15 protein-coding genes are annotated in these 18,563 nt (G+C 66.5%); 8 read left to right on the top strand and 7 right to left on the bottom strand.

The window, feature by feature from the left end; translation table 11 throughout:
• Nucleotides 1-33 precede the first annotated feature (33 nt).
• Nucleotides 34-1,023, bottom strand: a complete 990-nt coding sequence (moaA, locus tag ACXAGF_RS10290) for a GTP 3',8-cyclase MoaA (RefSeq protein WP_475019256.1) — start codon at nucleotides 1,021-1,023, stop codon at nucleotides 34-36.
• Between the two features lie 200 nt (nucleotides 1,024-1,223).
• Here moaA and ACXAGF_RS10285 point away from each other — a divergent pair, with 200 nt between their 5' ends.
• A complete protein-coding gene (locus tag ACXAGF_RS10285) occupies nucleotides 1,224-1,598 on the top strand; it encodes a gamma-butyrobetaine hydroxylase family protein (RefSeq protein WP_475016719.1) in 375 nt (124 codons plus the stop codon).
• A gap of 12 nt (nucleotides 1,599-1,610) precedes the next feature.
• Here the strand turns inward: ACXAGF_RS10285 and ACXAGF_RS10280 are convergent, their stop codons facing one another.
• Complete coding sequence (locus tag ACXAGF_RS10280) at nucleotides 1,611-2,078, bottom strand: MarR family winged helix-turn-helix transcriptional regulator (protein WP_475016717.1); 468 nt, start codon at nucleotides 2,076-2,078, stop codon at nucleotides 1,611-1,613.
• Nucleotides 2,079-2,126: 48 nt separating this feature from the next.
• Between ACXAGF_RS10280 and ACXAGF_RS10275 the strand changes: the two genes are divergently transcribed.
• Nucleotides 2,127-3,035, top strand: coding sequence for an alpha/beta hydrolase (locus tag ACXAGF_RS10275; RefSeq protein ID WP_475016716.1), 909 nt, complete (start codon nucleotides 2,127-2,129; stop codon nucleotides 3,033-3,035).
• A 92-nt stretch (nucleotides 3,036-3,127) separates the two neighbouring features.
• The gene (locus ACXAGF_RS10270) at nucleotides 3,128-3,736 is read left to right on the top strand and encodes a pyridoxamine 5'-phosphate oxidase family protein (RefSeq protein WP_475016714.1); all 609 of its coding nucleotides are present in this window, start codon (nucleotides 3,128-3,130) and stop codon (nucleotides 3,734-3,736) included.
• A gap of 7 nt (nucleotides 3,737-3,743) precedes the next feature.
• Here ACXAGF_RS10270 and ACXAGF_RS10265 read toward each other — a convergent pair whose 3' ends face one another.
• The 4 genes from ACXAGF_RS10265 to fumC form a co-directional block, all read right to left on the bottom strand.
• Nucleotides 3,744-4,982 carry a GGDEF domain-containing protein gene (locus tag ACXAGF_RS10265; RefSeq protein WP_475016713.1) on the bottom strand — a complete coding sequence of 413 codons (1,239 nt, stop codon included), beginning with the start codon at nucleotides 4,980-4,982 and terminating at the stop codon, nucleotides 3,744-3,746.
• 113 nt (nucleotides 4,983-5,095) lie between these two features.
• A complete protein-coding gene (alaS, locus tag ACXAGF_RS10260; protein WP_475016711.1) occupies nucleotides 5,096-7,756 on the bottom strand; it encodes an alanine--tRNA ligase in 2,661 nt (886 codons plus the stop codon).
• A 391-nt stretch (nucleotides 7,757-8,147) separates the two neighbouring features.
• The gene (locus tag ACXAGF_RS10255; RefSeq protein WP_475016709.1) at nucleotides 8,148-9,218 is read right to left on the bottom strand and encodes a GGDEF domain-containing protein; all 1,071 of its coding nucleotides are present in this window, start codon (nucleotides 9,216-9,218) and stop codon (nucleotides 8,148-8,150) included.
• A 148-nt stretch (nucleotides 9,219-9,366) separates the two neighbouring features.
• Nucleotides 9,367-10,758 (bottom strand): class II fumarate hydratase, encoded by a 1,392-nt coding sequence (gene fumC, locus ACXAGF_RS10250; protein ID WP_475016707.1) that lies wholly within the window; start codon nucleotides 10,756-10,758, stop codon nucleotides 9,367-9,369.
• Nucleotides 10,759-11,299: 541 nt separating this feature from the next.
• Here fumC and ACXAGF_RS10245 point away from each other — a divergent pair.
• The gene (locus ACXAGF_RS10245; protein ID WP_475016705.1) at nucleotides 11,300-13,177 is read left to right on the top strand and encodes a L,D-transpeptidase family protein; all 1,878 of its coding nucleotides are present in this window, start codon (nucleotides 11,300-11,302) and stop codon (nucleotides 13,175-13,177) included.
• 82 nt (nucleotides 13,178-13,259) lie between these two features.
• Here the strand turns inward: ACXAGF_RS10245 and ACXAGF_RS10240 are convergent, their stop codons facing one another.
• Nucleotides 13,260-13,946, bottom strand: a complete 687-nt coding sequence (locus ACXAGF_RS10240; protein ID WP_475016703.1) for an HAD family hydrolase — start codon at nucleotides 13,944-13,946, stop codon at nucleotides 13,260-13,262.
• A 207-nt stretch (nucleotides 13,947-14,153) separates the two neighbouring features.
• Here ACXAGF_RS10240 and rpiA point away from each other — a divergent pair, with 207 nt between their 5' ends.
• The 4 genes from rpiA to ACXAGF_RS10220 all read left to right on the top strand — a co-directional run bounded on the left by rpiA (nucleotide 14,154) and on the right by ACXAGF_RS10220 (nucleotide 18,417).
• Entirely contained in the window at nucleotides 14,154-14,852 is a 699-nt protein-coding gene (gene rpiA, locus ACXAGF_RS10235; RefSeq protein WP_475016702.1) for a ribose-5-phosphate isomerase RpiA, read from the top strand.
• Nucleotides 14,853-14,871: 19 nt separating this feature from the next.
• A complete protein-coding gene (locus ACXAGF_RS10230; RefSeq protein WP_475016700.1) occupies nucleotides 14,872-15,408 on the top strand; it encodes a DUF2059 domain-containing protein in 537 nt (178 codons plus the stop codon).
• 142 nt (nucleotides 15,409-15,550) lie between these two features.
• Nucleotides 15,551-16,939, top strand: coding sequence for a glutathione-disulfide reductase (gor, locus tag ACXAGF_RS10225; RefSeq protein ID WP_475016699.1), 1,389 nt, complete (start codon nucleotides 15,551-15,553; stop codon nucleotides 16,937-16,939).
• 104 nt (nucleotides 16,940-17,043) lie between these two features.
• Complete coding sequence (locus ACXAGF_RS10220; RefSeq protein WP_475016698.1) at nucleotides 17,044-18,417, top strand: class II 3-deoxy-7-phosphoheptulonate synthase; 1,374 nt, start codon at nucleotides 17,044-17,046, stop codon at nucleotides 18,415-18,417.
• The last annotated feature ends 146 nt before the right edge of the window (nucleotides 18,418-18,563 follow it).

The following is an 18,563-nucleotide window of genomic DNA, read 5'->3' as shown; positions in this document are numbered from 1 at the left end:
TATAGGTGGGGGGCGGCCGTCTTGCCGTCGGCGTCAGCCGCCGGTGACGCTCATGTGGCGGGCCACGGCCGGGCGCTTGTGGGCGCGGTCGATGATGAAATCGTGGCCCTTCGGCTTGCGGGTGATGGCCTCGTCGATCGCCTGCGACAGCAGCGCGTCGTCCTCGGAGGCGCGCAGCGGCAGGCGCAGGTCGGCGGCATCGTTCTGGCCGAGGCACATGTAGAGCGTGCCGGTGCAGGTCAGCCGCACGCGGTTGCAGCTTTCGCAGAAGTTGTGCGTCAGCGGCGTGATCAGGCCGAGCCGGCCGCCGGTCTCGGCCACCGTCAGGTAGCGGGCCGGGCCGCCGGTGCGGTAGTCGATGTCGGTCAAGGTGAACTGCTCGGCGAGCCGTGCGCGCATCTCCGACAGCGGCAGGTAGTGCTCGGTCCGGTCCTCGTCGATCTCGCCCATCGGCATGGTCTCGATCAGCGTCAGGTCCATGCCGCGGCCGTGCGCCCAGCGCAGCATGTCGGGGATTTCGCGATCGTTGAAGTCGCGCAGCGCCACCGCATTGAGCTTGACCTTCAGGCCGGCCTTCTGGGCAGCGTCGATGCCCTCCATCACCCGCGACAGCTCGCCCCAGCGGGTGATGGCGCGGAACTTGTCCGGGTCGAGCGTGTCGAGCGAGACGTTAATGCGGCGTACGCCGCAGTCGACGAGCTCGGCGGCGTGCCTGGCCAGCTGCGAGCCGTTGGTCGTCAGCGTCAACTCGTCGAGCCGGCCGGCCTGCACATGGCGACCGAGTTCGCGCACGAGGAACATGATGTTCTTGCGCACCAGCGGCTCGCCGCCGGTCAGCCGCAGCTTGCGCACGCCCTTGTGGATGAAGGCGGTACAGAGCCGGTTCAGCTCCTCCAGGGTCAGCAGATCCTTCTTCGGCAGGAAAGTCATGTTTTCCGCCATGCAATAGGTACAGCGGAAGTCGCATCGGTCGGTGACGGAGACGCGCAGGTAGGTGACGGCCCGGCCGAACGGGTCGATCATCGGCGCCGCCGAGGGCGCAAGCGCCCGGGCTGCCTGCGGTGTTCCTGCAAAGTCGTTCACGTCCAACCTCCGTTGCGCCCCGGAATGTCGGTATCCTGGACCGGTGCGTCAAGCGCCTCGCATCATTATCGCACGAAAAAGCGGCTTGCCTATGCGTCGCGTGCGGCATAGTTCTGGCCGAGAAGGGCGCGGAGAGCGAAATGAGCGAATATTGGCCGACCGAATTGCGGGTCTCGACCGACCGCCAGCGGCTGACCGTGACATTCGACGACGGCGAAAGCTTCGCCCTGTCGGCGGAGATGCTGCGGGTGCTGTCGCCCTCGGCCGAAGTGCAGGGGCATGGGCCCGGGCAGCGCGTCACCGTACCGGGCAAGCGCAACGTCGCCATCGTCTCGGTGACGCCGACCGGCAATTATGCCGTCCGTATCGGGTTCGACGATGGCCACGATACCGGCATCTACACCTGGAGCTACCTGCGCGAACTTGGCGAGACGGGCGAGGCGCTGTTCGTGGCGTACGAGCAGGAACTGGCCGACAAGGGGATGACGCGCGACCGGGCGGAACGGCCGCGCTGAGTCCGCGGCCGCTCAGTTTTCGTCCCGCTCTTCCTGCAGGAGCAGCGCAATCACGTTTTCCATCGCGCCCGCCAAGGCCATGCACTGGTCGATCGGCGTCTGCGACAGCGTCTTTTCGATCAGCCGCACCTGGATCGCCATCGCCTCCTCGGTGACGGCCCGCCCATCTTCCGTCAGCGCCAGCCGCAGGATGCGCCGGTCCTTCTGATCCGGCGTCCGCAGGATCAGTCCCCGCTTTTCCAGCTGCGGCAGCAGCATGCTCATGTTCGACCGGCCGACGAGCAGCTTGCGGGCCAGTTCCTGCTGGGAGATCTCGGGAAAGCGGTAGAGGTTGATCAGGATATCGAGATGCGGGGTCTTGATGTCGAGATGGGACAGGGCGCGGCCGAGCGTCTGCTGCATCAGCTGGCAGGCGCGCGCGACGCCGACCCAGCTGCGGAAGCGCGGGTGATCCCAGGGCAGGGCTTGATTTTTGTTCATCGCTGTACTTTATTGTTCATCATTGAACATTTCTGAGGCATTCCCACTATGGCATCCTTTGGCTTGAAGGTCATCCGCCGCGTGCTCGGCGCCGTGGCGACGGTGTCGCCGCACGCCGCGGGCCGACTTGCTTTCCGCATCTTCGCCACCACGCCCTCGCGCCGGCCGTCGAGCGACAAGGAGAGGGCGCTCCTGACGCAATGGCAGGGCTGGATGCAGCAGGCCGAGCGCGTGCCGGTCGCCTTCGACGGCGGGCGGGCGATGGCCCACCGGTTTCGTGCGCGTGCCTGCGAGCCGGTCAACGGACGCGTGCTGGTGGTCCATGGCTGGGGATCGCGGGCTGCCTATCTCTCGGCGCTGACGGCCGGGCTGGTTGCCGCCGGTCACGAGGTCGTCGCGCTCGACCTGCCGGGGCACGGTGCCGCCTCCGGCCGCACGCTGACGCTGCCGATGGCGGTGCAAGCGATCGATGCCGCCTGGAAGCGCTTCGGCGGCTTCGATAGCTTTTGCGGCCATTCCTTCGGCGGGGCTGCGCTCGCCTGTGCGGCCGCCGGGCTGATCCCGGCGATACCGGCCCACCGGCCGCGCCGGCTGGTGGCGATCGGATCGCCGAGCGAACTGACCTGGCTGTTCAAGGACCTCGGCAGGATGCTTCATCTCGGACCGAAGGCGCAGGCCGCGCTTGAGGGCCATGTCGAGACGATCGCCGGGGTCCCCCTCGAAGCCTTCGATGCGGCGCGTTCGGTCGGCACGCTCATCGCGCCGATGCTGGTCGTCCATGCCGAGGACGACAAGGAGGTGGCGGCTTGCCATGCCCGTCGCTTCGGCGCGGCGGGGCCGAACGTCACGGTCCACTGGGCGAACGGATTCGGGCACCGGCGGATCGTCTCGGCCGAGCCGGTGATCGACCGCATCGTGGCGTTTCTGGCGGAGGACAGGCTGGCTGCCGCGGCCTGACGGCTTTCGCGTCATGCGGTCGTCATGCAAGGATGCGATCGGGCGCCGGGACAAATGCTATTCTCGCGCCGCCGAATCAGCCGGAGACCGCCATGACGACCGTGACAACCGTGGAGCAACTGACCGCGCTGTATGGCGAGCCGGGCGAAGCCTCGTTGGTCAAGGTCACCGATTTCCTGTTGCCGGAATATCGCGCGATGATCGAGGCCTCGCCGTTCGTGGCGCTGGCGACCGCCGGACCGGAAGGCCTTGACTGCTCGCCGCGCGGCGACGCAGGCGGCGTCATCCACATCGAGGACGAACGCACGTTGATGCTGCCGGACTGGCGCGGCAACAACCGCATCGATTCGCTCTGCAACATCGTGCGCGACCCGCGCGTGGCGCTGCTGTTCCTCGTGCCCGGCTCGAACACGACGATGCGGGTGAACGGCTGTGCGGTGGTGCGGATCGACGAGGCGCTCACCGGCCGGTTCGAGATGGATGGGCGCCATCCGCGCTCGGTGGTGGTGATCTCGGTCGAGGCGGTGTATTCGCAATGCGGCCGCGCGGTGCTGCGCGCCGACCTCTGGAATCCGGAAAAGTTCCGCGACGCCGCGCGCCTTCCCACCGTGGGGCAGATGCTGGCCTCGGCGAAGGAGGGCTTCGACGGCGAGCGCTACGATCGCGACTGGCCCGCCCGGGCGGCGAAGACGATGTGGTAGGCTGCCGTCAACCGGCCGCGCTGGCCGTCAGGACGGCACTTGTCCCGCCGCCGCGCATGGTGCTTGCCATCCGCATCAGCGTTTCCGTCGGGCCGGCGACGCAGACCCGGTTGCGTCCTTCCTCCTTGGCCCGGTAGAGCGCAAAGTCGGCGGCGGCAACGAGATCGTCGAGGTTGCCGACGAAAAGTCCGGCCGGCGCGAGGCCGATGCTGGTGGTGACCTCGATCAACGCATTGTAGTGACCGACCGACAGTGCCGCCACGTCATCCTTCAGCGCGTTGGCGAAGAGAACGGCGCGGTCGAGTTCGAGCTGCGGTGCGAACAGGGCGAACTCCTCGCCGCCGAACCGGCCGAACACCATCGGTCCGTCCAGCTTCGCAGCGACCGCCGAGGCGAAACGGCGCAAGACCTTGTCGCCGGCAAGATGGCCGTGGGTATCATTGACCCCCTTGAAATGGTCGAGATCGAGCAGCATCAGCACGCCCTTCTGCGGGCGGCGCGACAGATGATCGGCCACCTCGTCCATGAAGGCTCCGCGATTGAGCAGTCCGGTCAGCGCGTCACAGCGCGCGGCATGGCGGAAGACGAACTCGCTGCGTTCCTTGATCAGCACCAGTATCGCCACGCCCCCGACCATCGTGTGGACGAAGATCTCCAGCGCAAAGAACGGGAACCAGGGCGCGACGTGCGTCGCCGAACCGACCGGCACCGGGGCGAACACGGCGAAGGGGATACGCAGCAGATAGACAACGGCGTGGACAGCAAACAGGGTGGCAACGAACCGGCGCGAGGGCAGCGCCTCCTTCTTCCATCCGCGCCACAGTGCGTGGGCGATCGCGAGCGAATAGGCGGGAACGATCAACGCGAGGAGGATGATGCGCAGGTTCATGTCGGCGGCGAACGCATCCCACAGCAGGTAGGCCGCGCACCAGATCAATGGTCCCGCCGCGACGGTGGCGACCGACACCCGATGGTCGTCGAAGGCGCGAAAGCCGGCCCAGCAGAACCCGTAGCCCATGCATACCAGAGCGTTGCCGAGGCCGATCGACAGTTCCGGCGCGAGCGTACCGCGCAAGGCGAGGAGGACACAGGCCGATGCGCCGAGCCAGGACGAGACGCACCAATAGCCCGGCCCGCCGGCGCTGCGGGCCGTCCACCAGTGCTGGGTCAGGAACACGGCCGCGACCAGTGCCGCCAGCAGGGTGCAGACCAGGATTGTCGGGATGCTGATGAGGACTTCGAGCAAGGTGCCACACTCCGTCGGTGCGGGGACGCTAGCATCGAAGCCTGAAGACTTCGCAAATGAGAACGGCGGGACAGGCCCGCCGCTCGGATGGGGTTGAACGCGTCCTGCCGGGGTCAGCCGGCGAGAGCTGCCGCCACGGACTCGATCGCCTCGCCGGCGCGCTGCCCGTCCGGGCCGCCGGCCTGCGCCATGTCGGGCCGTCCGCCGCCGCCCTTCCCGCCGAGCGCGGCCGAGGCGATGCGGACGAGGTCGACGGCACTGAATCGCCCCGTCAGGTCGTCGGTGACTGCGACGACAGCGCTGGCCTTGTCGTCCGGAGAAACGCCGACAAAGGCGACGATGCCGGAGCCGAGACCCTTCTTGCCTTCGTCGGCCAGGCCCTTCAGGTCCTTCGGCTCGACCCCGGTGACGACCTTGCCGAGGAACTTGACGCCGCCGATCTCGCGCACGGCCTCGGCACCGTTGCCGCCGCCGCCGAGCGCAAGGCGCTTCTTGGCCTCGGTCAGCTCGCGCTCGAGCTTGCGGCGCTCGTCCAGCAACACCTCGACGCGCGCCAGCACTTCGGACGGCTGGACCTTGAGGCTGGAAGCGATCGACTTCACCCGCTCGTCCTGCTCGGCGAGGTAGGCGCGCGCGGCCTCGCCGGTCAGCGCCTCGAGGCGACGCACGCCGGCGGCGACAGCGCTCTCGCCGACGATGCGGACCAGGCCGATCTCGCCGGTGGCACCGACGTGGGTGCCGCCGCACAGCTCGACGGAATAGGGCTTGCCGGCCTTGCTGCCGCGGATGCCGGTTCCCATCGACACGACGCGGACCTCATCGCCGTACTTTTCGCCGAACAGCGCCATCGCGCCCTCGGCAATGGCGTCGTCGACGCTCATCAGCCGCGTCGTCACCGCCGTGTTCTGCACGACGATCTCGTTCGCCATCTCCTCGACCACCTTCAGTTCCTCGGCCGACATCGGCTTAGGGTGCGAGACGTCGAAGCGCAGCCGTTCGGGCGCGACCAGCGAGCCCTTCTGCGTGACGTGGGTGCCGAGCACCTCGCGCAGCGCCTCGTGCAGGAGGTGGGTCGCCGAGTGGTTCGAGCGCAGCCGCGCGCGGCGGGCGTGGTCGACGTCCAGCGCGACCGCGTCGCCGAGCTTGATCGAACCCTGCTCGACGACGGCGGAGTGAACAAACAGGCCGTCGGCCTTCTTCTGGGTGTCGGACACGACGAGGCGGCCATGATCGGTGCTGATCACGCCGGTGTCGCCCATCTGGCCGCCGGACTCGCCGTAGAACGGCGTCTGGTTGAGCACGAGCTGGACCTTGTCGCCGGCCGAGGCGGACTCGACCACGGCGCCGTCGCGCACGATCGCCTGGACCACGCCCTCGGCGGCCTCGGTGTCATAGCCGAGGAAATCCGTCGCGCCGTGCTTCTCCTTCAACTCGAACCAGATCGTCTCCGAGGCGGTGTCGCCGGAACCGGCCCAGCTCTTGCGGGCCTCGGCCTTCTGCCGCTCCATGGCGTCCGAGAAGCCGGTCAGGTCGACGCCGATGCCGCGGTTGCGCAGCGCGTCCTGCGTCAGGTCGAGCGGAAAGCCGTAGGTGTCGTAGAGCTTGAAGGCGGTCTCGCCGTCGAGGATGTCGCCCTTGCCGAGGTCGGAAGAGGCGTCGGACAGCAGCGACAGGCCGCGCTCGAGCGTCTTGCGGAAGCGGGTTTCCTCCAGTTTCAGCGTCTCGGAGATCAGTGCCTCGGCGCGCAGCAGCTCCGGATAGGCGCGGCCCATCTGCTGGACCAGCGCCGGCAGCAGCTTCCACATCAAAGGCTCGCGCGCGCCGAGCAGTTGGGCGTGGCGCATGGCGCGCCGCATGATGCGGCGCAGCACGTAGCCGCGGCCCTCGTTCGAGGGCAGCACGCCGTCGGCGATCAGGAAGGCGGACGAACGGAGGTGGTCGGCGATCACGCGGTGGCTGGCGCGGTGCTCGGGGTTGTCGGCAGCGACGCCGGTCGCCTCCTCGGAGGCCTCGATCAGCGCGCGGAACAGGTCGATGTCGTAATTATCGTGCTTGCCCTGCAGCAGCGCGGCAACGCGCTCCAGCCCCATGCCGGTGTCGATCGACGGCCGCGGCAGGTCGACGCGCTCCTCCTTCGTCAACTGCTCGAACTGCATGAAGACGAGATTCCAGATTTCGATGAAGCGGTCGCCGTCCTCTTCCGGCGAGCCGGGCGGGCCGCCCCAGATGTGGTCGCCGTGGTCGTAGAAGATCTCCGAGCACGGGCCGCAGGGGCCGGTATCGCCCATCGCCCAGAAGTTATCGCTGGTCGGGATGCGGATGATGCGGCTGTCGGGCAGACCGGCGATCTTCTTCCACAGGCCGAAAGCGTCGTCGTCGGTGTGATAGACGGTGACGAGCAACCGGTCGCGGTCGATGCCGAATTCCCTGGTGATCAGGTTCCAGGCCAGCTCGATCGCGCGCTCCTTGAAATAGTCGCCGAAGGAGAAGTTGCCGAGCATCTCGAAGAAGGTGTGATGGCGAGCGGTGTAGCCGACATTGTCGAGGTCGTTGTGCTTGCCGCCGGCGCGCACGCACTTCTGCGCCGTGGCCGCGGTCGAATAGGGGCGCTGCTCGAGGCCGGTGAACACGTTCTTGAACTGCACCATGCCGGCATTGGTGAACATCAGCGTCGGGTCGTTGCGCGGTACCAGCGGGCTGGACGGGACGATCTCGTGCCCGTTCTTGCGGAAATAGTCGAGAAAGGCCGACCGGATCTCATTCACGCCGCTCATCTTGCGTCCTTCATTCCTGCAGGCGTCGGGTCCAGCCCCGCCTTGGATCACACGTTCAGTGGCTCGCTACCGATCCGGATCCTGTCCCGGCCGCCCGCCGCCCAAGGCGAATGGCCGTCCCGGTCGTGTCCGAAAGCGCAGCGCCGCCGTTTCCTTATCGGGTACGATGGCGAGTGGATCGCCGGCATCCTCGGCCAACCTGGGCGCAAGCGCGCCGGCCTCCTCTCGGACCACGGAAAACGGAAGGCTTTTATCGCTCGCCCTGCCGCCTGTCCAGCCGGAAAGCCGGCCGGGCTTGCCGCGACCGCGCCGGGTGCGGGTCATGGGGGGCTTGGTGTCGGCGCGGCCGCGGGCAAAGCTGAGCCCGGGGCGCTGACAGGCTGGCGGCGGGCTACTTGCGGTAGATCAGCCAGCTCTTGGAGAATTCCTTCTTCATGCCGTCCTCGAACGCCATGGTGCGGTTGCGGCCGCGGTTCTTGGCGCAATAGAGCGCGATGTCCGCCTTCGTGTACAACTCGGCCGGTCCCTCGGCGTCGCTCGCCATGCAGAGCCCGAGCGAAATGGTGATCGGCCCGTAGTTGACGCCGGTCTTGGAGTTCTTGAAGGGGGTGTGCTCGAGCGCGATGCGGACGCGTTCGGCAATCGCCAGCACTTCCTCCTGGGTATTGCCCTCGACGATCATCGCGAACTCCTCGCCGCCGGTGCGGGCGAGGAAGATGTCCTTGCGGACGCTGGCGCGGATGACGCTGCCGACCGAGGCGAGGATCTTGTCGCCGACCGGGTGGCCGTAGGTGTCGTTGATCTTCTTGAAATGGTCGATGTCGGCAAGCACGAGCGCGGTGACGGTGCTCAGCATCGGATTGTTGTAGGCGTCGGCCAGCTTGTCGTCGAAGGCGCGGCGGTTCGAGAGCTGCGTCAGGGAGTCGGTGTTGGCGATTCGCTTGTATTCGTCGAGTTCGCGGCGGACGACGTCCATCTCGCGCGACTTCTGCGCGACGTTCTCGACCATTTCCTTGCCTTGGGAAATGGTGTCGCCGGTCGCCTGCGTCAGCACGTGGATCACGCCGCGGATGATCTCGGCGCTGGCGATGTTCTTGTTGCTGATGCGGCTGTAGGTTTCGTCGAGGAGGCGGTTGTAGCTTTCGAGCGACGTCTGCTCCTGCTTCAGGAGATGCAGCAGACTCTCGAGTTGGGACACCATCTTGGTGTGGGCGCCGTCGATCGCCTCGGTGCGGTGGTGGTGACCGAAAAACTTGGAGCCGATCGCGTCGAGTTCCTCCTGCGAGGCCCTGTTGCCGAGCGCGGCGATCTCCCGCGTCAGCTGCGGGCTGGAGCCGATATAGGCCTCGTAGAACAGTTCATAGTTCCGCGGTATCGGCGCCACGCCCATGATGCGCATTGCGTAGGTCACCTGCGCCGCAATGTCCGGCACCTGGACCTTCTGCGCTACGGGCGTGCTCATGGGTGGCTCCTGTCATGGTTCCATCGTTCGGGTTGTTAAATTAAGGAAAAAAGATTTGGGAATGATTAACGATGCTGTGGGCGCGGTCAGTATAAAGGCCCCGAAGGGCGAACCTTCGGGGCCTTGAAAAGAGAGCGGTGGGTGCCGGTCAGCCCGGCATGATCATCTTTTCGGGGCGCACGACCGCGTCGAACTCCTCGTTGGTGACGTAGCCGCCGCCGACGGCTTCCTCGCGCAGCGTCGTGCCGTTCTTGTGCGCGGTCTTGGCGATCTTGGCCGCGTTGTCGTAGCCGATCTTCGGGGCGAGGGCGGTGACGAGCATCAGCGAACGCTCGAGCGCAGCCTTGATGTTGTCCTCGCGTGCCTCGATGCCGACGACGCAGTTGTCGGTGAACGAGACGGCGGCGTCGGCCAGAAGCTGGACCGACTGCAGGAAGTTGTAGGCCATCAGCGGATTGTAGACATTCAGCTCGAAATGACCCTGGCTGCCGGCGAAGGTCAGCGAGGTGTGGTTGCCGAACACCTGGATGCAGGCCTGCGTGAGCGCCTCGCACTGGGTCGGGTTGACCTTGCCGGGCATGATCGAGGAGCCGGGCTCGTTTTCCGGCAGCGCCAGTTCGCCGAGGCCGGAGCGCGGGCCGGAGCCGAGCAGGCGAATGTCGTTGGCGATCTTGAACAGAGCGGCGGCGGCGGCATTGATCGCGCCGTGCGAGAACACCATCGAATCGTGGGCGGCGAGCGCCTCGAACTTGTTCGGCGCGGTCCTGAATTCAAGGCCCGTGATGCCGGCGATCTCGTCGGCGACCTTCTCGGCAAAGCCGACGGGCGCATTCAGGCCGGTGCCGACGGCGGTGCCGCCCTGTGCAAGCTCCATCAGCCCGGGAAGGGTCATCTCGATGCGCCTGATCGAGGAGGCGACCTGGGCGGAGTAGCCGGAGAACTCCTGGCCGAGCGTCAGCGGGGTGGCATCCTGGGTGTGGGTACGGCCGATCTTGATGATGTGGTCGAACGCCTTGACCTTGTCCTCGATCGCTGCGTGCAGGTGCTTCAGCGAGGGCAGCAGGTGGTGAACGATGCGCTCGGCGCAGGCGACATGCATGGCGGTCGGATAGGTGTCGTTCGACGACTGGCTCATGTTGACGTGGTCGTTCGGGTGCACCGGCTTCTTCGAGCCCATCTCGCCGCCAAGCATCTCGATGGCGCGGTTGGAGATGACCTCGTTGGCGTTCATGTTCGACTGCGTGCCCGATCCGGTCTGCCAGACGACGAGCGGGAAGTGGTCATCAAGCTTGCCGTCGATCACCTCCTGGGCGGCGGCGACGATCGCCTCGCCGATCTTCGGGTCGAGGCGGCCAAGGGCCATGTTGGCACGGGCGGCCGCCTGCTTGACGATGCCGAGCGCGCGCACGACCGAGAGCGGCTGTTTCTCCCAGCCGATCTTGAAGTTGCCGAGCGAGCGCTGCGCCTGCGCGCCCCAATAGCGGCTGCTGTCGACCTCGATGGGGCCGAAGGTGTCGGTTTCCGTACGCGTAGATGTCATGGCGATTCCCGCTTTGTGCCCATGCCTTGTCAAGGCGGCCACGGCCGCCGCATGGACGCGGCGTGGCCGGACGGCGCAATCGATACTGCCGGCGCGCCGTGCTCAAAATCCGGGGTCTTACTGGCCCAGAAGCCCTGTCATTGTAAAGGGGCGGGAACGCGATGCGGCCGCAGACTTTCGGCTAAAATCGATTAGTCTGGGGAGGCTGCGATGGCGACCGGCCTGGTGGTGCGGGCGGCGACGATTCGCAGTTGTTGCCGTGCGGTGACAGGCTGGCGGAATCTGGGCCGTGCCAAAATCGGACGGCGATGCGGAGATAGAGGCTAAATGGAACTATTGCGACGAATTTTCCGTTTGCTTTCAAATTTTTGAGCGGGCCGGGACGTCGTTGCTTCAGCTGCGATCGCGCGGGCGAGGTGGACACATTGCCGCCGGCATTTCCTTTTCATTCACCGTCGCGTCCTATAATTACCGGGCTCGCGTGTTCGGGTAGATGTCAGTCAGCCGCTGCAATCGGCGGTACATCGGGAATGAAGCAGATATGATGTTGAGAAAGTCCGCGGCGCTGACGGCGCTTCTGGTAACCTGCGCTTTCGTGGCGGTCGATGCAGCGCCGGCCCATGCGGAGGGGCTGCTCCAGCGCCTGTTCGGTAGCCGCACGCGGCATGAACGGCCCGCGTTCCCCAACCCCCTGCAGGCCCTGCCGATGACGAAGCAGGCGGCCAAGCCCGCGCCGCTGCCGCGCGTGAGCGGACCGACCTACTACACCTACAAGGCCGAGGGTCTGCGGGCGATCGACCTGTCCAAGGTCGCCGATCCGATGATGACCGGCTCGATCCACGCCGAGGTGATGCCGGCGGAAGAGCGCTCCCCCGAGGGCGATGTGCGGCGCGAATTCGCCTCCGTCAGGGCGTTGGCTCCCGTCGAAAGCTCCAAGGCCGTCGAGGCGTTCTACGGCCGCAATGTCGGGCTGACCTGGATCTCCGGCAGCCAGATCAACGACCGCGCCCGGTCGGCGCTGTCGGTGCTGGCCGATGCCGGCGCGGTCGGACTGGACCCGCAGGACTATGCGGTGGAGGTTCCCTCGGCCGTGTACGACAGCGGCGACATGGTGGCGCGCTACCAGGAGCTGGCGGACTTCGAGGTCAACCTGTCCGCCGCCGTCGCCACCTACATCCTCGACACCGTCCGGGGGCGGATCAATCCGAACAAGATTTCCGGCTACCACGACTTCGTGCGCAAGCCTGTCAACCTGGTGGCCGCGCTGCAGAACGTCTCGCTGAGCCCGGACGTTTCCGCCTACCTCCGGAGCCGCGCGCCGTCGGGCAGCCATTTCCAGGCGCTGATGGCCGAGTTGAAGGCGCTGAAGGCCGAGAGCGACGCCGCAGACCCGGTGGTGATCGCCGACGGCACGCTGCTGAAGCCGGGCCAGAGCAACCCGGAGCTGGCAAACATCGTCAAGGGCGTTCTCAAGCACGGTTCTGCGGACCTGAAGGCCGAGCACTCGGCCACGATTGCGGCCTATGCCGGCACGCCGGACTACACGCCGGACCTCGTTGCGCTCGTCGAGGGCTTCCAGAAGACGCAGGGCCTGAAGCCGGACGGCATCGTCGGGCGCGCGACGATCCGGCAGCTGACGGGCGGCGACAGCCTCGCCGACAAGATCTTCAAGGTCCAGGTGGCGATGGAGCAGGCGCGCTGGCTGCCGGCCGATCTCGGCGCGCGCTATGTCTTCATCAACCAGCCGGCCTACATGGCCTACTACCACGAGAAGGGCGGCGAGCAGTTCTCGATGCGCGTCGTCGTCGGTTCGAAGGCCAACCAGACCTACTTCTTCCAGGACGAGATCCAGACGGTGGAATTCAATCCCTACTGGGGCGTTCCGCAGTCGATCATCATCAACGAGATGCTGCCGAAGCTGCGCTCGGACCCGGCCTACCTGGACCGGCTGGGCTACGAGGTGGAGCTCAACGGGCGCCCCGTCTCCTCGACGCAGATCGACTGGAGCTCGACCAAGGGCGTGGCCGTGCGCCAGCCGCCGGGCGACGACAACGCGCTGGGCGACCTGAAGATCCTGTTCCCCAACGCGCATGCAATCTACATGCACGACACGCCTTCGAAGAGCTATTTCAAGAAGGACATGCGGGCACTCAGCCATGGTTGCGTGCGGCTCTCCGACCCGCGGCTGATGGCAGCCGCCGTGCTCGGCACGAGCGTGGACGACGTCTCGGCTGAGATCAGGAACGGCCGCAACAAGGCCGTCAGCGTGCCGCAGCGGATCCCGGTCTATGTGTCCTACTTCACAGCCTGGCCGAACAAGGATGGCAAGGTCGAGTTCTTCGACGACGTCTACGGCCGCGACGATTACATGCGCAAGGCGATCGAGGCGACACGCGTGGCCCGGCAGGCCCAGAGCTGAGCCGGAAGGGTCCGGCCAAGAAACGGGAAGGCCCGCACCGGCAACGGCGCGGGCCTTCAGCGTTTCGGGCTTGGCGCGGCGGTCAGGCTGCGGCGGCGCGGGCGATCAGCCTGTCCACCAGTTCGGGATGGAGGTCGTCGAAGCTGTCGATGACATGGTTCGGCTCCAGGGCGGCGATGGCGACATCGGAGTAGCCGAACGGCACGCCGATCGACGGGACACCGGCATTGCGGGCGACGAGGACGTCGTTGAGGCTGTCGCCGATCATCACGGTGCGGCCCGGGTCGCCGCCGGCCAGACGCACCGTTTCCAAAAGATGGGTGGCATCGGGCTTGCGCACGGCGAACGTGTCGCCGCCGGTGATCGTGGCGAACCGCGACGTCAGGCCGAGGCCGTTCAGCAGGCGCCTTGCCAGCCCCTCCAGCTTGTTGGTGCAGACGGCAAGCCGGAATCCGGCCTGCTCGAGCCGGTCCAGCGCCGGCACAAGTCCGGGATAGGGCTGCGACTGCCCGGGCATGCCCTGCGCGTAGTGCTCGACAAAGACGCCCATCATGCCGGCGAGGTCCTGCCGCGGCAGCTCCCGGCCGCGCAGGGCAAAGGCCCGCTCGATCATCACCTGGCCGCCATGGCCGACGAGATAGGTCAGGTCGGCATAACTGACCGGATCGAGGCCCGCGGTGCCGATCGTGTGGTTGAGGCTGGACACGAGGTCAGGCGCGGTGTCGATGAGGGTACCGTCGAGATCGAAGACGACAAGGGGAGCGGTCACGTTCTGTCCTTTGCTGGGGCGTCTCTTCCGGAGGTAAGCGAACGGCCGCCGGATTGCAATCGCCGCGGGCCGCTGCCGGCGTCGATCGTCACCCGTCAATTCCGGGTGAGCGGCGGAATTTGGCTTTTGTTTGCGCCAGATGGCGTGTAAGTGTCACACCCGACATCAGCCGCTTGTCGGCGGAGTTTTTGAGGGAGCAAGAGGCGGATGGACGCCCGCGAAATGAAGATCAAGGCTGCAGAAGCCGCGCTTGCGCATGTCGAGGACGGCATGCGGCTCGGCATCGGCACCGGCTCGACCGCCGAGGAGTTCGTGCGGTTGCTGGCGGAACGGGTGGCCGGCGGCCTGACCGTCGTCGGCGTGCCGACCTCGGAGCGGACGGCGCGGCTGTGCGTCGAACTGGGCGTTCCGCTCAAGTCCCTGGACGAACTGCCAGAACTCGATCTGACGATCGACGGCGCCGACGAGGTGGACGGCCAGCTGCGGCTGATCAAGGGCGGCGGCGGGGCGCTGCTGCGCGAGAAGATCGTGGCCGGCGCGTCCGCACGGATGATCGTGATCGCCGACGAATCGAAGGTTGTCGACACGCTCGGCGCCTTCAAGCTGCCGATCGAGGTCAATCCGTTCGGCCTGGTCGCAACGCGGATTGCGATCGAACGCAGCGCCTCGCGGCTCGGCCTTTCCGGGGCGATCGACGTTCGCCGTTCCGGCGACATCTACTTCACCACCGATGGCGGTCACCACATCCTCGACGCATCTTTTGGCCGTATTCCTGATGCAGAGGCGCTGGCCAGTGCGTTGAACTGGATTCCCGGCGTCGTCGAGCACGGCCTGTTCATCAACATGGCTTCGCTTGCCATCATTGCCGGGCAGGCTGGTGCGCGGACGCTGACAGCGGGCAACTAGACTAGGAGCATCGACCAACATGACCATCTTCACCGGCTTCCGCCGTACCCTTGCCGCGACGCTGGTCGCATCCGCTGCCTTCGCCGGATCCGCGATGGCGCAGGACGTGACCGAGGAGCAGATCAAGGCCGCGCGCGCGGCCATGGACGCGCTGAACGCGACCGCCCAGTTCGACGGCATCCTGCCGCGCATCGCCGAGAGCCTGAAGGGCACGCTGATCCAGTCGACGCCGAACTATGGCGAACTGATCAACAAGACCGTCGACGAAGAGGCCATCGCGCTTGCCGCGCGCCGGGCCGACCTCGAGCGCGAGGCGGCCAACATCTACGCCAAGACCTTCACGGTCGAGGAACTGAACGCGATCGCCGCGTTCTACACCTCGCCCGCCGGCAAGAAGCTGCTTCAGTCCGGCCCGCTCGCCGCGCGCGAAGTGATGAAGGCCGCCGACATCTGGACGCAGGGCATGTCGCGTGACCTGGCGGTGAACAGCGACAAGAGGCTCGAGGCCGAGATCGGGGCGCTGCGGAAGGCGGAAGGCGAGACGCCGAAGAACTGAAGGCCGTCAATGCCGATATCGGGGCCCGGAGCGATCCGGGCCCTTCATTTTGGGGCAGGCGGAACTTATATCACGGCTTCCGGCATGGCGGACCCGCTGCGCCGTTTCCCTTAACCGGTTGATTTAGCCCAGGAGTTCCGCGATGCCAGCCTTCGACTTTGACCTCTTCGTGATCGGCGGCGGTTCCGGCGGCGTGCGGGCGGCGCGGCTTGCGGCGGCGATGGGAAAGCGGGTGGCGATCGCCGAGGAGTCGCGCTATGGCGGCACCTGCGTCATTCGCGGATGCGTGCCGAAGAAGCTCTACGTCTATGCCTCGCAGTTCAGCGAGCATTTCGAAGATGCAGCCGGGTTCGGCTGGAGCGTCGGGGAGACGAGCTTCGACTGGAAGGCGCTCGTTGCGGCAAAGGAACAGGAAATCACGCGGCTGGAGGGGCTCTATCGCAAGGGGCTCGACAACGCCGGGGCGACGATCCTCGACACGCGGGCTGAATTGACCGGACCGAACTCGATCCGGCTCACCGCGCTCGACCGCGAGGTGACCGCCGAGCGGATCCTGATCGCCACGGGCGGCCATCCCTCTCCGCACAGGGACCTGCCGGGGCACGAGCTCTGCATCACCTCGAACGAGACCTTCGATCTGGCGCAGCTGCCGAAGTCGGTGCTGATCGCCGGCGGCGGCTATATCGCGGTCGAGTTCGCCGGCATCTTCCACGGCCTCGGCGTCGACACGACCCTGATCTACCGCGGCAAGGAGATCCTGTCGCGGTTCGACCACGACATGCGCCAGGGGCTGCACAAGGCGATGGAGGAGAAGGGCATCCGCATTCTCTGCGAGGACGTGATCAAGGAGGTGTCCGAGACCGCTGACGGCGGACGCCGGGTGCGGACACTGAAAGGCGAGGAACTGCTTGTCGACCAGGTGATGCTGGCGCTCGGGCGCGTGCCCAACACGACCGGGCTCGGCCTGGAAAAGGCCGGTGTCGAGATGGATGCGGGCGGTGCGATCGTGGTCGATGCGTATTCGCGCACCAATGTGCCCGGCATCTTTGCGGTCGGCGACGTCACGAACCACGTGCAGCTGACGCCGGTCGCGATCCACGAGGCCATGTGCTTCATCGACACCGAGTTTCGCGGCCGGCCGACCAGCCCGGATCACGACCTTATCGCCACCGCCGTGTTCGCGCAGCCGGACATCGGCACGGTCGGCATGACCGAGGAGGCGGCGGCCAGGGCGTTTCCCGAGCTCGAGGTGTATCGCGCCGAATTCCGGCCGATGAAGGCCACGCTGTCCGGTCGGCAGGAGCGCACGATCATGAAGATCGTCGTCAATGCGGCCGACCGGAAGGTGCTCGGCGTGCATATCCTCGGCCATGAAGCGGGCGAGATGGCGCAGCTGCTCGGCATTGCCCTCAAGGCAGGCTGCACGAAGGACGACTTCGACCGGACGATGGCGGTGCATCCGACGGCGGCCGAGGAACTGGTGACAATGTACCAGCCGAGCTACCGGGTGCGGAACGGCGAGCGCGTCTGAGCCGCGGGCGGCTATGCAAGCCGGGCAATACAGTCTATAAGCCCGCATCCCCAAACAAGACGGGTAGCGGCCGAACGGTCGTTGCCACCAGACAGGTGAGTTAGATGGCACAGACTTGGACCCCGAACAGCTGGCGGCAGAAGCCGATCCAGCAGGTGCCGGACTACCCGGACGCCGCGGCGCTTTCTGCGACCGAGGAGCAGCTCGCATCCTACCCGCCGCTCGTCTTCGCCGGCGAGGCGCGGCGGCTGAAGAGCGCGCTTGCGAACGTCGCCGAGGGCAACGGCTTCCTGCTTCAGGGGGGCGACTGTGCCGAGAGCTTCGCCGAGCACGGCGCCGACACGATCCGTGACTTCTTCCGCGCCTTCCTGCAGATGGCGGTGGTGCTGACGTTCGGCTCGCAGCAGCCGGTCGTCAAGGTCGGCCGGATCGCCGGGCAGTTCGCCAAGCCGCGCTCGTCGAACATCGAGAAGCAGGGCGAGGTGAGCCTGCCGTCCTATCGCGGCGACATCATCAACGGCATCGAGTTCACCGAGGAGGCGCGGGTCCCGAACCCCGAACGGCAGATCATGGCCTACCGCCAGTCGGCGGCGACGCTGAACCTGCTGCGCGCCTTCGCGATGGGCGGCTATGCCAACCTCGAGAACGTGCACCAGTGGATGCTGGGCTTCGTCAAGGACAGCCCGCAGGCGGAGCGCTATCGCAAGCTCGCCCACCGCATCTCCGAGACGATGGACTTCATGAAGGCGATCGGCATCACCTCGGAAAACCACCCGAGCCTGCGCGAGACCGATTTCTTCACCAGCCACGAGGCGCTGCTGCTCGGCTACGAGCAGGCGCTGACGCGGGTGGATTCGACCTCGGGCGACTGGTACGCCACCTCCGGCCACATGATCTGGATCGGCGACCGTACCCGCCAGCCGGACCATGCCCATATCGAATACTGCCGTGGCATCAAGAACCCGATCGGCCTGAAGTGCGGCCCGTCGCTGACGGCGGACGGGCTCCTCGAGCTGATCGACATCCTCAACCCGGCCAACGAGGCCGGCCGCCTGACGCTGATCTGCCGCTTCGGCCACGACAAGGTCGCCGAGAACCTGCCGCGGCTGATCCGCGCGGTCGAGCGCGAGGGCAAGAAGGTGATCTGGTCGTGCGACCCGATGCACGGCAACACCATCACCCTCAACAGCTACAAGACCCGGCCGTTCGAACGGATCCTGTCGGAGGTGGAGAGCTTCTTCCAGATCCACCGCTCCGAGGGCACCCATCCGGGCGGCATCCATGTCGAGATGACCGGCAAGGACGTGACGGAGTGCACCGGCGGCGCCCGCGCGCTGTCCGGCGACGATCTCGCCGACCGCTACCATACCCATTGCGATCCGCGCCTCAACGCCGACCAGGCACTGGAACTGGCGTTCCTGCTGGCCGAGCGGCTGAAGAGCGGACGCGACGAAAAGCGCATGGTGGTGAACGCCTGATCGTCTTTCGTTCACGGTTTGGCGCCGTCTATCAACGGTATTGAAAATACTCGTGAAATTTCTGAATTTGACTTAACCGGGCCGGCTCGCAAAGCTGGCCCGGTTTGTTTTTGGGTGACGCCGGGCTCGGACACGGGCCAAGGGCG

The sequence above is a fragment of the Mycoplana sp. ABR4_002 genome (assembly GCF_056159645.1).
Note: the sequence above shows the minus strand (reverse complement) of the source record. Positions and strands in the feature narration are given on the sequence as shown.

Bases quoted from the DNA above. Each gene is read 5' to 3' on its own strand.
- ACXAGF_RS10245 (WP_475016705.1), top strand. From the start codon at position 11,300: ATGATGTTGAGAAAGTCCGCGGCGCTGACGGCGCTTCTGGTAACCTGC.
- ACXAGF_RS10285 (WP_475016719.1), top strand. From the start codon at position 1,224: ATGAGCGAATATTGGCCGACCGAATTGCGGGTCTCGACCGACCGCCAG.
- ACXAGF_RS10230 (WP_475016700.1), top strand. From the start codon at position 14,872: ATGACCATCTTCACCGGCTTCCGCCGTACCCTTGCCGCGACGCTGGTC.
- ACXAGF_RS10270 (WP_475016714.1), top strand. From the start codon at position 3,128: ATGACGACCGTGACAACCGTGGAGCAACTGACCGCGCTGTATGGCGAG.
- gor (WP_475016699.1), top strand. From the start codon at position 15,551: ATGCCAGCCTTCGACTTTGACCTCTTCGTGATCGGCGGCGGTTCCGGC.
- ACXAGF_RS10280 (WP_475016717.1), bottom strand. From the start codon at position 2,078: ATGAACAAAAATCAAGCCCTGCCCTGGGATCACCCGCGCTTCCGCAGC.
- fumC (WP_475016707.1), bottom strand. From the start codon at position 10,758: ATGACATCTACGCGTACGGAAACCGACACCTTCGGCCCCATCGAGGTC.
- rpiA (WP_475016702.1), top strand. From the start codon at position 14,154: ATGGACGCCCGCGAAATGAAGATCAAGGCTGCAGAAGCCGCGCTTGCG.
- ACXAGF_RS10255 (WP_475016709.1), bottom strand. From the start codon at position 9,218: ATGAGCACGCCCGTAGCGCAGAAGGTCCAGGTGCCGGACATTGCGGCG.
- alaS (WP_475016711.1), bottom strand. From the start codon at position 7,756: ATGAGCGGCGTGAATGAGATCCGGTCGGCCTTTCTCGACTATTTCCGC.
- ACXAGF_RS10275 (WP_475016716.1), top strand. From the start codon at position 2,127: ATGGCATCCTTTGGCTTGAAGGTCATCCGCCGCGTGCTCGGCGCCGTG.
- moaA (WP_475019256.1), bottom strand. From the start codon at position 1,023: ATGATCGACCCGTTCGGCCGGGCCGTCACCTACCTGCGCGTCTCCGTC.
- ACXAGF_RS10220 (WP_475016698.1), top strand. From the start codon at position 17,044: ATGGCACAGACTTGGACCCCGAACAGCTGGCGGCAGAAGCCGATCCAG.